General features: G+C 57.5%; 12 protein-coding genes. 5 read left to right on the plus strand and 7 right to left on the minus strand.

The features are described 5' to 3' along the window. Nucleotides 1–74 precede the first annotated feature (74 nt). Entirely contained in the window at nucleotides 75–257 is a 183-nt protein-coding gene (locus GE107_RS08345) for a hypothetical protein (RefSeq protein WP_219639227.1), read from the plus strand. 67 nt (nucleotides 258–324) lie between these two features. Here GE107_RS08345 and GE107_RS08350 read toward each other — a convergent pair whose 3' ends face one another. The 4 genes from GE107_RS08350 to GE107_RS08365 all read right to left on the minus strand — a co-directional run bounded on the left by GE107_RS08350 (nucleotide 325) and on the right by GE107_RS08365 (nucleotide 3,846). After that, nucleotides 325–609: an alpha/beta-type small acid-soluble spore protein gene (locus tag GE107_RS08350; protein WP_219639228.1), complete on the minus strand. Its 285-nt coding sequence runs from the start codon at nucleotides 607–609 to the stop codon at nucleotides 325–327. Between the two features lie 291 nt (nucleotides 610–900). Then, a complete protein-coding gene (locus GE107_RS08355; protein WP_219639229.1) occupies nucleotides 901–2,097 on the minus strand; it encodes an MFS transporter in 1,197 nt (398 codons plus the stop codon). 340 nt (nucleotides 2,098–2,437) lie between these two features. Further along, on the minus strand, nucleotides 2,438–3,304 hold the full coding sequence (locus tag GE107_RS08360) for an SDR family oxidoreductase (RefSeq protein WP_219639230.1): 867 nt from the start codon (nucleotides 3,302–3,304) through the stop codon (nucleotides 2,438–2,440). Nucleotides 3,305–3,405: 101 nt separating this feature from the next. Continuing rightward, complete coding sequence (locus tag GE107_RS08365; RefSeq protein ID WP_219639231.1) at nucleotides 3,406–3,846, minus strand: Rrf2 family transcriptional regulator; 441 nt, start codon at nucleotides 3,844–3,846, stop codon at nucleotides 3,406–3,408. Nucleotides 3,847–3,936: 90 nt separating this feature from the next. Here GE107_RS08365 and GE107_RS08370 point away from each other — a divergent pair, with 90 nt between their 5' ends. Further along, nucleotides 3,937–7,086, plus strand: coding sequence for a hybrid sensor histidine kinase/response regulator (locus GE107_RS08370; protein ID WP_219639232.1), 3,150 nt, complete (start codon nucleotides 3,937–3,939; stop codon nucleotides 7,084–7,086). 79 nt (nucleotides 7,087–7,165) lie between these two features. On the opposite strand, the gene GE107_RS08375 is transcribed toward GE107_RS08370, so the two are convergent. Both GE107_RS08375 and GE107_RS08380 read right to left on the minus strand, forming a co-directional pair. Further along, on the minus strand, nucleotides 7,166–8,527 hold the full coding sequence (locus tag GE107_RS08375; RefSeq protein WP_219639233.1) for an immunoglobulin-like domain-containing protein: 1,362 nt from the start codon (nucleotides 8,525–8,527) through the stop codon (nucleotides 7,166–7,168). Between the two features lie 91 nt (nucleotides 8,528–8,618). Beyond that, nucleotides 8,619–8,780 carry a Uma2 family endonuclease gene (locus GE107_RS08380; protein WP_219639234.1) on the minus strand — a complete coding sequence of 54 codons (162 nt, stop codon included), beginning with the start codon at nucleotides 8,778–8,780 and terminating at the stop codon, nucleotides 8,619–8,621. A 98-nt stretch (nucleotides 8,781–8,878) separates the two neighbouring features. Here GE107_RS08380 and GE107_RS08385 point away from each other — a divergent pair, with 98 nt between their 5' ends. Beyond that, nucleotides 8,879–9,592, plus strand: a complete 714-nt coding sequence (locus tag GE107_RS08385; RefSeq protein ID WP_219639235.1) for a ThuA domain-containing protein — start codon at nucleotides 8,879–8,881, stop codon at nucleotides 9,590–9,592. A gap of 31 nt (nucleotides 9,593–9,623) precedes the next feature. Next, the gene (locus GE107_RS08390) at nucleotides 9,624–11,276 is read left to right on the plus strand and encodes a GMC oxidoreductase (RefSeq protein ID WP_255570319.1); all 1,653 of its coding nucleotides are present in this window, start codon (nucleotides 9,624–9,626) and stop codon (nucleotides 11,274–11,276) included. Nucleotides 11,277–11,301: 25 nt separating this feature from the next. On the opposite strand, the gene GE107_RS08395 is transcribed toward GE107_RS08390, so the two are convergent. Then, on the minus strand, nucleotides 11,302–11,889 hold the full coding sequence (locus GE107_RS08395) for an NAD(P)H-dependent oxidoreductase (protein ID WP_219639236.1): 588 nt from the start codon (nucleotides 11,887–11,889) through the stop codon (nucleotides 11,302–11,304). A 121-nt stretch (nucleotides 11,890–12,010) separates the two neighbouring features. On the opposite strand from GE107_RS08395, the gene GE107_RS08400 reads away from it, so the two are divergent. Further along, the gene (locus GE107_RS08400; RefSeq protein ID WP_219639237.1) at nucleotides 12,011–12,451 is read left to right on the plus strand and encodes a MarR family winged helix-turn-helix transcriptional regulator; all 441 of its coding nucleotides are present in this window, start codon (nucleotides 12,011–12,013) and stop codon (nucleotides 12,449–12,451) included. The last annotated feature ends 14 nt before the right edge of the window (nucleotides 12,452–12,465 follow it).

Raw genomic sequence — 12,465 nt, forward strand, 5'->3', positions numbered from 1 at the left:
CCATGAGGATAGGTGGCGGTTTCGCTCGTCCCTTCCTCCGAATACGATTAGTCGAAGCGCTTCCCAGCCCCGGCGTGTTCAGAGCCCGCGGCGGCGCCGGCGGCCTGAGGCCGAACCGGGTGCTGTTCAATAACAACACGGGCAGTACGGTCCGGATTATCCTGAACATCGCGGTTCAGAACTCGGCCCGGAATACCCGGAACCTGGACCGCACGTCCAGCTGGCTGCTGAATTTAGCCGTCCTTCCGTCACGTTAATGCCGGGCGGGAGAGGAATAAGAATGAACGCCCTGGACGGTCTAATCGGTTCCAGGGCGTTCATTCGTTATGGCTCCTCCCGGTTCGCCAGCTTCTTCTGGGCGAGCCGGATCATTTCCCGGACCATGGTTCCGCCAATTTTGCCGCCGACGTGGCCGACCGATTCCGTGGACAGCTCTCCGTTGTCGCCGGGCTGCAAGGGGACGCCAAGCTCCTTGGCCACCTCGAACTTCACGTCGTCCGGCCGGTTCGGATTCACTTCGTACCCTTCCCGCCGCATGACTTCGGCTTTGAAATTCCGCATGCCCTGTTCGGCGCCGGGCACGACGTATCTCCGGTTTCTTCTTGCCATTCCCGCCCACTCCCTTGCTTTTCTCCATAACATGCCCGGGAGCGGATCAAGTTATCCCTGAAGGCAATCCCCTCGAAAAACTGGGGATATCGAGGCCAGTTATCCCCAGAATGCCCCCACTTTATCCACAATCCGCACAGACGCGAGCGTTCCCGTATGGCTTCCTCACTTGGCGGGAGCCGGATTCGTGTTTGCCGGCGTGATGCTCGTTTCCGACTTCGGCGCGCAAAGGAACGAAAACGGGGCTGCCCCGACAGCCGATACGGCCATCCGGACAACCCCTGCGCTTCCTCATCGGACAACCTTGCGGGACGTGGCGGAGAAACCAATCCAGAACGCGAAGGCCACCACGGCAATGAACCCGAATCCTCCGAAAATGTCCATTTTCGAGGAGAAATAACCGAATCCGATCCCGACTATGCTCACGACCGCGTTTTCCCCCAGCGACTGGAAGGAACCGATCGTCGCCCGCATGGAGGAATCGGCCCGGTGGTGCAAGTAGCCGGAGGCGAGCGGTTCGATCATGCCGCCCAGCGTGCAGACGAATGCAAGCGCCGCCAAGCCTTCGAAGCCCCTTGAGAGCGAGAGAACCAGGAATCCGGCGGCCACCCCCGCGGTCACGACGGACAGCAGCGTCCGATACCCGAACACCTCCTTCAGCTTATAGGCAAGGAGGTTGCCCGGCAGCCTGCACAAGAAGATCGCGGCCGAGACCAAACCGAAATAAACGACCGGAACGCCGACCCGATTCAGGTACGTCTGCCAGAATTCGTCGACGAAATTGATTGCCGCTCCGGTGACCATGCCCGACAAGACGACGAGCCTGACTCCCGGATTGCGCCGGAAGAAGCGCAAGGAAGCGGTCCAATACGTCCGCATCGGCATCGGCCGGTCCACCGCTTGTTCTTCGCGGTACGCGGAAGGCGGTTCGGCGAGCGTAAACGTGACGGCCAGGCAGATGAGCATGCTTCCCAAGGAAATCCAGTAATTGAACTCGAGACCGTAACGGCCCGCGAGCAGGCTCCCGCATAAAGCGGCCAGGATCGTCGAAGAGATATCGACCGAGTTCAGGCGGCCCAGAATCTTCTCGAACGCTCCCTCCCGGCCGGCTGACCGCAAGGAATCGTACAGCAAGGCATCCCCGGCCCCGCTGGCGGCCGAGCTCCCGATCGCCGCGAGAAAGACGACCAAGGCGAAGTGCCAGAATTCGGACGCATACAGCAAAATCAGAAATTCGAGGCAACCCATAGCCGCGGCCAACATCAGCATGCGCTTGCGACCCCATCTGTCCGCGATCATTCCCGTGGGAACCTCGAGCAGAACGTTCGAGGCGGCGTAGATGATCTCCGCATAGACGACCAACGGAATGGTCATGCCCCGCTCTTCCCAATACAGTCTCTCGATTACGTAAGCGGGAATGAGACTGTGGAAGAACCGGATCGCATACAGCTTCCCTATATTCGGCAACACGTTAGGCAAAATGTTCATATGGAGCTCCCTCCGCTTCGGATGATCAGGGTGTCAACCGAAGCTGGGGGCGCTCGCGAACGGTTAGCCGTTACGCATTAGCAGGGAGGTCTTGCGAAGGTCATCGCCATCTTCTCCTTTCATGTACGGGCTTTCCTGCTTCTAGTTTACGCGATCGGAACGGGTTTCGCATCTCGTGAAACGAGAAAAACGGCTACGCCGTCCTTTATGGACGGGTAGACGTTTTATCGGAGGTGATTCAGAAAAGGATGGCGGATTCGATACTTTCTGAATCACCGAGAAAAGCTGTCCCTCCGGCCGCACGGGACCTGCTGGGACAGCTTCTGCGTTTCACAATCGATTAAGACTGAATCTCGTTAACGATTTGACGGAATCCTTCGCTGAGCGGCGTAACCGGGCGGCCCAGCAATTTCTCGAGATCGCCGCTGACAACCTCCAGCGTGCGGTCCCGGATCCCCTTCTGGATCCCCACGAGAATCGGCACGACGAACTCGGGCACGCCCGCGCCCGACATGATGCCGGCATACGTTTCGTCGTCGACCTGCTGCACGGGAACTTCGCGGCCCAGGACGCCGGCGAGGACGGCGGCCAATTCTTCTTGGGTTAACAGTTTGCCGGAAAGCTCGTAAACCGTATTCTCATGTCCGCTTCCCGCCAGAACTGCCGCGGCTGCATGCGCATAATCGCGGCGCGCCGCCCAGCCGACCTTGCCGGAGCCCGCGGACGTCAGCCAAGGCGCTCCGCCGAGAATGGCTTGCACCGTGCCCGTCTCATTCTCCAAGTACCAGTTATTCCGCAAGAAGGAATAAGGAATGCCCGTCGCGCGGATCGCTTCTTCCGTCACGCGGTGCACTTCGGCAAGGAACAGCGACGATTCGCTTGCATTCGGCGCGCTCGTATACGCGATGAAGCCGACGTTCGCGCGTTTGGCCGCCGCGACGGCAGCCTGATGCTGGCGGATCCGGGTTTCGGTGTCGCCATCCGCCGAGATGATCAGCAGACGGTCCACGCCGGCGAACGCCCGATCCAGCGTCTCCGGCCGGTCGAAATCGCCCTGCCGGACGTCTACGCCCCGGTCTCGCAGGGACGCCGCTTTCTCCGGGTTGCGGACGCTGACCGCCAAGTCTCCGGCCGGCACGGTTTCCAGCAACTTCTCCACCACGAGAGATCCCAATTTTCCTGTCGCTCCGGTTACCATCATTTTCATGACCATGATTCCTCCACTTTTGGTAAATTTGTTGTAACCTATGTTGTTATAACAACTCCGATTACAACTTGGTTATAAAAAAAGCCCTTCAGAGGCTTTTCTTATTGAAACCGGGAAATGAGCTGGTCCACCGTGACTTGAGCCAGCCTCCGCTCCATGGCGGATTGGGCTTCCGTCAGCTCCGCGCGGAGGGCGGACTCGATGTTGCGTCCCACCGGACAATTCGGATTCGGATTGTCATGGAAGTTGAACAGCTGCCCTTCTTCGATCACTTGCACGGCGCGGTAGACGTCGAGAAGCGTGATCTGAGACGGTTCTTTCCGCAAGGAAGCGCCGCCGACTCCGGCACGCACGTCCACCAGACCCGCTTTCTTGAGCATGCCCATGATCCTGCGGATAATCACGGGGTTGGTGTTCACGCTGGCCGCGAGAAAATCGCCGGTACATTCCTTGGGGCTGACCGCGAGCAAGATAAGGACATGGACCGCGATGGAAAATCTGCTGCTGATCTGTTTCACAGGTCTCACCACCGTTGTAACCATTGTAGTTACTTCTTGACGGAATGTCAACACGAGCTTGTCTTGAGAGCGTCCGAAAAAGGAAAAACACGAAACGTATCGAATTATAGCAACATGACATGGATAACGAGAAGCAAACACGCCCTGAAATATATCGCCACGATGATTCTTTTTCTCTCCGCCCTGCTAGGCATGCGGTGGCTGTGGGCTCATCTGTATCCAACGCCCGAGCATCCGACTGCCGTGCAAGGCGTTCTTGATCTCCGCGGATGGGACTTCAAGAGCTCCCCATCCGTTCCCTTGGATGGAGTATGGGAGTTCTACCCCGGAAAACTTCTGAAAGACGGGGACTTGCGGCAGCCATCCGCCGACCGCCCGCGCTTCATTCACGTTCCAGGAGATTGGCGGAGAGACATGTCTGCAGGATCCGGCTCCTCGACCGGTTACGGAACCTATCGGCTGCGCATTCTCGCGAACACGGAGCCGGATCAGCATTTCGCTTTCTGGATCCAAGACATTCAGGCCTCCGCCGCCATCGAAATCAACGGACGCCTGGCCGGCTTGATCGGGCTCCCGGCAGACCGCGCGGAAGCGTACAAGCCCCAGCGGTATCCCGATACCGTCTACTATACGGCACACGGAGAGCAAGAGATCGAACTGCTCGTTCGCGTCGCCAATTTCGAGAACCCGTTCCTCGGCGGCTTGGTCAAGAACATCCGTTTCGGCACGGAGAAGGCCGTCGATACCGAACGGTGGCACTCGGTCGGCTTCCAGTTCGTGACCTTCATCGTCATCCTGCTGCATGCTGTCTATACGTGTATCCTATACTTCTTCCATCCGCGGGAAAAGACGTTTGTCGTCTTCTTCCTGCTGCTCTTGACGGCCGCCTTCACCGTCATCACCGCCGACAATCAGCTGTTGCCAAGATGGATCCCTCTGAGCTTCGCCTGGGCTTTGAAAATCCGGGTGCTGTCTTACCTATGGATAGCTTTCTTCATCCTGCTGATGGCGAGAATCTTCGGGAAGATCCGAATCTGGACGGTGCCGTTCCGCGCGTACTCAGCCGCCCTCGCGGTCTATTCGGGGTTCCTGCTGGCCGCGAATTCGCCGCTGATTTACTACTCTATCGAATATAGAATCTTTTCGGCGCTCTACCTGTTCCCATTCGCCTGGTTCTTCTATCTGATCGGCCGGATGCTGACCCGAAAACAACCCGAAGCCATCTTCTTGATGATGTCCGCCACGAGCATCATCTCCAACGTCGTCTGGGGAGCGTTCGAAAAATATTCGCCGACTCCCGGCGTGTACTATCCGATCGATCTGATCACGGCCATCGTCGGTTTCTCCGCATACTGGTTCAAGCAGTACTTCCGCAATGCCGCGGAAAACGCGCGCCTGACCGAACAGCTTCGGATGGCCGACAAGCTGAAGGACCAATTTCTCGCGCAAACCTCGCACGAGCTGCGGACGCCGCTGCACGGAATCATGAACATCGCCCAGACCGTGGCGGACAAGGAACGGAGGTCGATGGACGGCAGAAGCCTGAAGGACATGGAGCTGCTCGTTACGGTCAGCCGCCGCATGTCGCATTTGCTGGACGATCTGCTCGACGTCGTGCGATTGAAGGAAAACCGCATCACGCTGCGCAAGGAGCCGCTGTCCCTTCCCCCGCTCGTATCCGGCGTGTTCGGCATGCTCCGGTTCATGGCGGAAGGCAAGTCCGTCCGCCTCAGCATGGACATCGACGAATCGATGCCGCCCGTCTTGGCGGATGAGAAGCGGCTCGTCCAGATTTTGCTCAACTTGCTGCATAACGCGCTGAAATATACCGACAAAGGGACGATCGCCGTTTCCGCCAGGGTGGAGAACGGGCTCGCCGTCATGGAGGTATCCGATACCGGGGCCGGAATGGACGAGGAAACGAAGGCTCGCGTATTCGGCCCTTACGAGCAAGGCCCGCTCGGCATCAGCGACGGGCGGGGAATCGGTCTCGGCTTAAGCATTTGCAAGCAGATGGTGGAGCTTCACGGGAGTGAACTTACGGTTCGCTCCGAGCCGGGCCGAGGCTCGGCGTTCCGCTTCTCCCTGCCGCTCGCCGGTCCGTCCGGTCTTCCTTCTTCCCGGAACCTTCCCCCGCACGAGGCATCGGGATTCGAGGAGGTTGCCGCTTCATGGATCGAGACGGACGCCGCGGACGAAGTATGGTCCGCCTCGCAGATCCATTCGTCGCCCCTTGGGGACGGAAAAGCGAACATCCTTGCGGTGGATGACGACCCCGTCAACCTGAAGGTGCTCGCCGGCATCCTCTCGTCGGAGCCTTATCGCGTCAGAACGGCGACTTCCGCGCGCGAGGCGCTGGAATTGCTCGAGTCGGAGCCTTGGGATTTGATCATCGCCGATGTCATGATGCCGCACATGTCCGGTTACGAGCTTACGCAGAAGGTGAGGGAACGATTCTCCGTTGCGGAGCTTCCGGTGCTGCTGCTGACCGCGCGCAGCGAACCGGCGGACATCTACGCGGGCTTCAAGTCCGGGGCCAACGATTACGTCACGAAGCCGGTCGACGCGCTCGAGCTGAAATACCGGATCCTGTCGCTGACCACCATGAAGCGCTCCGTCCACGAACGGCAGCGCATGGAGGCCGCTTACCTGCAGGCGCAAATCCATCCCCATTTCCTGTTCAATACGCTGAACTCGATCATGGCGCTGAGCGACCTGGACCAGGAGCGAATGCGGAAGCTCGGGGACGCCTTCACGTCCTATTTGCGGATCAGCTTCGATTACCTGAACTCGGGGAAACAGGTTGCCCTCACCCACGAGCTGGAGCTCGTCCAAGCCTATCTGTATATCGAGAAAGAACGTTTCGGAGACAGGCTGAACATCGAGTGGGAAGTAGACCCGGAAATCGAGCTGCTGCTGCCTCCGCTGACGATCCAGCCGCTGGTCGAGAACGCGGTGCGACACGGAGTCTTAAGCCGGGGCAAAGGCGGCACGGTCCGAATCCGAATCGTCCGCGGGGAGAAATCCGCAGGGATCGAGGTGCGGGATGACGGCAAGGGGATGAAACCGGAAACCGTCCGGCAAGCGCTCCTTTCGGCCGGCATAAGCCGAGGCGGAATCGGGCTGTCCAACACGAACCGCCGTCTGACGCAAATGTACGGAAAAGGCTTGTCCATCCACAGCGCGGAAGGGGAAGGCACGACCGTATCGTTCTCCGTTCCGTACCGGGATGCGCGGGAGTTGCAGGACAAGCAAGAGGCATAAAATGAGGATCGCCCTTCCCTCTGCCTGCATCGGCTTGGGGAAGGGCGATTCTATATCTCTGATCCCATTTGATAACGGATTACGGAAGTTGCTTAACCGTTACGGTGAAGGCCTTCGTGTCGAAAGCGGCTCCGTTCACGATGATCGCCGTGAGCGTCACCGTCCTTTCGGCGGTACCGGCTGCGGGACGAATGACCGTTCCGTCGTCCTTGACGATGGAGGCATCGCTGCTATACCACACGATGGTAGAGCCGTTCGCGCCTACCTTCGGCAGCGTCAGCTTGGCAGTGACGCCAGCCGCGCTGTCCGCGCCGCTGAACCCGATGGCCAGGGCGGCCTTGTCGGCGGCGACTTTCTGCGCGTCGGTCAGCTGCTGCTTCACGGTCACGGTGAACGGCTTCACGTCCGTGACTCCGTTGCTGGAGATCGTGGCGATCAGCGTCACGACCGCGTCTCCTTGGCCGGCTGCGGGGCGGTTTACGGTTTTGCCGTCGTTCGAGATGATCGCCGGAGCACTGGAAACCCACGCGATCGCAGAGCCGTTCGCCCCCACCGTCGGCAGAGTCAGCTTGGTCGTCACGTTGGCGGCGGAATCGCCTTGCGCGTAGCCGATCGCGAGCGCGGCCTTGTCTGCGGCTACCTTCTCCGCATCGGAGAGCTGCGCTTTCACGATCAGCGTAAACGTTCTGGAGTCGGTGACGCTTCCGCTCGTCAGAATCGCCGTCAAGGTGACCGTGGCGTCTCCTTGGCCGACCGTCGGACGGTTCACGGTTTTGCCGTCATTCGATACGATGGCGGGTGCGCTGGAAACCCAAGCGATCGCAGAGCCGTTCGTGCCTTTCGCGGGGAGCGTGACCGGCGAAGTGACGAAGCCGGCGTTGTCATTGCCGCTGAACCCGATGGCCAGCGCGGCTTTGTCGGCGGCGACGATCTGCGCGTCGGTAAGCTGCGCCTTCACCGTGAGTTCGAACGTTTTCGTCGCGGTTACCGCGTTCTTCGTGATCGTGGCGGTCAATACGACCTTCACGTCCGCGTCGGCCGGTCGCACGACCGTCTTGCCGTCGTTCGAGATGACCGCGGCATTGCTGGAGGTCCAGGTAATCACGGAGCCGAATTTGCCGGCCACGGGCAGGTTCAGCGCCTGCGTGACGGCTGCAGCCGTGTCCGTTCCGCTGAATCCGATGGCGAGCGCCGCCTTGTCGGCCGCGACGATTTGCTCGTCGGTTGTCGCTTGCTCTTCGCGCTTCTGCTTCTGCCGCTCGATCGCGCGTTTGATCGCTTCCCGGGCTTTCGGATTTTTGACGTGATCCAGCGCGTTCTCGAGGCCGGTCTTGTGTTTCTCCTGTTTGATCGGCTTTCCGTGCGGTTTCGCCATGGCGGTATTCGCGGCGGCAAGCGACAAGGCCAATACCGAGACGACTGCGAGATGAATCTTCTTCATTCGTTTCAACCTGCCCTTCGGGAAATGTGAGGAATCTTTTACCATACACATTCGGAAGGGCTGGGCCTATTTTAGGGGGTTGTTGGAAAATTTATTTTGTTCGTCTGCCGATGGTTCCGATTCGCGGCGTCACCCGATCATCGCCCTCATAGAAGCCCGACAACTCATAACGCGCTTCGTTGGCATGACGATATTGCTCGAGCGTACGCGCCTCCGGATCGACGATCCAATACGCGAAATGACAGTCTTCCATTTTCCTCCCCGTCCATCCCCGATACGACTAATTTTCCTGAAAGCTCCCCCATATAATGTCTCTGAGTGATAATGTCAGATCTTCGGAGGCTGGTCCCCATGACAAATAACGGATCCCCCGTCATAAACCTGAGACCTCAGACAGCCCTTCGCGGCCACGGCAAGTCCAGAACCGCGCTAATCCTACAAGGAGGATATCTTCCTCACAAACCGAGAGAGATTGCGGAGATTCTCGCGGGTCTGCTGAGAAAAGAAAACTTCCAGGTGGAAATCTCGAATACGTTGGACAGTTTGCTGGACAAGGAGAAATTAAGAAGGACGGATTTGATCGTTCCCGATTGGACCCTGGGCACGCTCACGCAGGAGCAGCTGCGGAATTTTCTGGATGCCGTCAGCCGCGGAACCGGCGTCGCCGGGATGCATGGCGGCATGGGGGATGCGTTTCGCGGCGAAATCGATTATCAGCTTATGGTAGGCGGACAATTCGTCGCCCATCCCGGAGGCGAGGGAGTCACTTACCAGGTGCACATCGTGAATCGGAACAACCCGATCACGGCGGGGATTCGGGATTTCACGGTTACTAGCGAACAGTATTACATGCTGGTTGATCCGGCCAACGAGGTTCTCGCCACCACCCGTTTCCAAGTACATCCGCCGGAGGTTTGGAGAGAAGTGATCATGCCGGTCGTCTGGACGAAGAAATACGGCAAAGGACGCGTATTCTATTGTTCGCTGGGACACTCCTTGAACATCGTCACCATGCCGGAAGTCCTGACGATGATGCAGCGCGGCATGGTTTGGGCTGCCCGATGATTCCCCGGAAGGATCCGAAGGAAGTGAATCCATGAGAATATGCGTTGCTCCTGGCGGGCATACCCTCCGGACGATCGCAAATCAGCATCGGGTCGATATCGCGGAACTTCTGGCCTTAAATCCTACGATTCGGGATCCCGACCGGAATATACAAGGGGAGCCGGTGAAGCTCCCCCCGTTCGTCACGCCGGCCAACAATCCGATCCCTCCCGTTTGTCCGCCGGATCCCCCAAGCCGTTACTTGGATCAATGGATACCGCTTACCCCGCTTGAGCAAATGGAAAAAACGGACTATGACGTGCTGATCGTCGGAACGGGAGCTGGCGGCAGTGCCGTGCTATGGAGGTTATGCGAGCGTCTGCGGGAAAGCGGCATCCGGATCGGTATCGTCGAAGCGGGCGATCTTCTCTTGCCTATGCATTCGTTCAACATCCCGACGCTCAACTTGGAGCGGTGGCGGCAGTTGTTCGAAAATCCCAAAATCTCCATCCCGATCGGCATGAGACTCCCCGATTTCCCCGCGGGAACCTTGCTTCACGCGCTGGGAGGAAGAACGCTGTTCTGGACCGGCGTCACTCCCCGCATGCATGGATCCGCGCTGCTGAAATGGCCGGTCTCATTGGAAGAGATGAGCGCTTACTATAATATCGCCGAGCAGGTGATGAGCGTGAACCGGGACTACACCAAAGGGTCCCGGGTCACGGAGGTTCTGGTCGACCGGCTACGGGCAGGCGGCTTTACCGAAGCGTCCGGCCTGCCGATGGCCGTCGATTTGGACGTGACGAAGTACGGGCAAGTCCATTCCAACGTCTTTTTCAGCAGTTTGGATTTTTTCGCTCTATCGTTAAACCGCAGGTCTTTCGATTTGGCGGTCAATGCCCGCGCGGTAAGGGTGCTCCACGAAAAAGGAAAAGTCGTCGGCGTACAGGTAATGACACCGGACAAGAGGTCGTTTTTTATCAAATCCAAGAATGTGGTCGTCTCGGCAGGAGCGCTGGAAACCCCGCAGCTATTGCTCCATTCCGGAATTCAAGGAGGAGCCGTCGGCCATTATCTCGCCATCCATTCTTTCACCATGGCGCATGGACTTTTGAACCGGGAGGACTTCCCTGAGCAATTGGGGACGCTCGGCATTCTCATTCCCCAGACGAGCGAACGGCAGCCTTATCAAATTCAGCTGTACGGACCCGGAGGCTACTTCTGGTACAAGTACGAGGACGAACCTCTGCGGAACGAATTTACCGTTCGTTTCGAGGGGTTCGGCGTGGTCGAATCGCGGTTTGACAATCAAGTGTATTTGGATCCCGCTCGCGTCGACGAATACGGCGTCCCGGACATCCAGATCCGATTCTCTTACAGCGATAAAGATTTGGAAGTCATCCAGCAAGTCGTCCGCGCGATCCGGAAAGTTTCCGAAACCATTCGGGCGCCTTTCGTTTCCCTGGACGGAAGGCCCAAGATTTGCCTCATGCCCGCGGGTCAAGACAATCATGTCTCGGGAACTTGCCGCATGAGCGAGGACAGCCGGGAAGGAGGTACGAACCGTTACGGCGAGGTGCACGGCATGTCCGGATTATTCGTAGCCGATAACAGTGTTGTCCCGCTCGTAGGAGCCTCCAATCCGACTTTATCCACGGTATCCCTCGCCATTCGCACCGCGGACTACCTCATTTCGAAGCTTTGATTCCGCGGCGTGATTTCGTGCCCGGTCAGCTGCTTACGGTTTTGAAATAGCGGTAAACCTTCTCTAATTTCTTGCTGTGTCTGCCCTTCGGACTTTCCATGTTCCCGAACTCGAAAAACTTCACTTTCCTGATGCCGACATACTGAAAGAGAGCTTTCTTCATCAGCACTTTGTGGGCGTTATACAGCCAAAATAACGGATACAGCGGCGGCCCCTTCATGGTGGAAATGCAAACGACCGACTTTCCTTTCAGAAGTCCCTCCGGCAGCAGCCTTCCATGATCTTGATAGGCGAAGCCCGAGGCAAACATTTGGTCGATATAGCCCAGGAGCATAGCCGGAGGACGTCCCCACCAGATCGGATACACGAAAACGATTTTGTCTGCCCATAAAAGTTGCTCCCTGTACTTTGCAAGGTTCGGATCTTTATGCATGTCTCTCCTGCGCTTGTTCTCGTTGAAAACCAGGAGGGGATCAAATCCCTCATCGTATAAATCCAGCACTTGGACTTCCTCGATGCCGGGGTTCTCGCCGCTTCCTTGAATGACCTTCTGCAGAAAGGCATAGCTTAAGCTCTGATGATTCGGATGAGTGTAAATGATCAGCGTCTTCAAAGCGCCACCTCTTTTGTTTATCATTTGATAAGTAAAAGGTAACACCTTTGTCTTTTAGTTGTCAAATGATAATTGTTAATTGATAATGATTTTGCTATCGTTACCGTAAGAGGTGAGCGTTGTGGACCAGAAGGCGTTTTTCCAGAAACTCGTTTCGTTCGCGACTTCCGTTCATCAAGTGACGAATGAAATGACGAAGGATATTAAATCGGATGACATTACACTTGTGCAATATGGCATTCTTCAGTATATCGCCGTCAGTCAGCCCGTTACCCTGAGCGAAATCAGCGATTGCCAGCGCATCTCCATGCCCAACACGAGCCGCGAGATCAAAAAATTATGCGAAAAAAAACTATGCGAGAAAGTTACGGATCCCCAGGATCGGCGGAAGCAGTATATCCGTCTATCCAGGGACGGAGAGGTCCTCATGAACGAGGATTTCAACCGCATGGAAGCCATTTTCCTGAAGCGAATTCAAGGGGCTTCGGATAAAGAGATGGATGAAATCGGACGGGCTCTGGACTTGCTTCATACGAAAGTGTTTTATGTGGATGCGAGGTAGACGGCGCCTGTTGC

Source organism: Cohnella sp. CFH 77786 (assembly GCF_019400745.1).
Classification (GTDB): Bacteria; Bacillota; Bacilli; order Paenibacillales; family Paenibacillaceae; genus Cohnella.

Bases quoted from the DNA above. Each gene is read 5' to 3' on its own strand.
- GE107_RS08355 (WP_219639229.1), bottom strand. From the start codon at position 2,097: ATGAACATTTTGCCTAACGTGTTGCCGAATATAGGGAAGCTGTATGCG.
- GE107_RS08360 (WP_219639230.1), bottom strand. From the start codon at position 3,304: ATGAAAATGATGGTAACCGGAGCGACAGGAAAATTGGGATCTCTCGTG.
- GE107_RS08380 (WP_219639234.1), bottom strand. From the start codon at position 8,780: ATGGAAGACTGTCATTTCGCGTATTGGATCGTCGATCCGGAGGCGCGT.
- GE107_RS08385 (WP_219639235.1), top strand. From the start codon at position 8,879: ATGACAAATAACGGATCCCCCGTCATAAACCTGAGACCTCAGACAGCC.
- GE107_RS08390 (WP_255570319.1), top strand. From the start codon at position 9,624: ATGAGAATATGCGTTGCTCCTGGCGGGCATACCCTCCGGACGATCGCA.
- GE107_RS08350 (WP_219639228.1), bottom strand. From the start codon at position 609: ATGGCAAGAAGAAACCGGAGATACGTCGTGCCCGGCGCCGAACAGGGC.
- GE107_RS08370 (WP_219639232.1), top strand. From the start codon at position 3,937: ATGACATGGATAACGAGAAGCAAACACGCCCTGAAATATATCGCCACG.
- GE107_RS08365 (WP_219639231.1), bottom strand. From the start codon at position 3,846: ATGGTTACAACGGTGGTGAGACCTGTGAAACAGATCAGCAGCAGATTT.
- GE107_RS08375 (WP_219639233.1), bottom strand. From the start codon at position 8,527: ATGAAGAAGATTCATCTCGCAGTCGTCTCGGTATTGGCCTTGTCGCTT.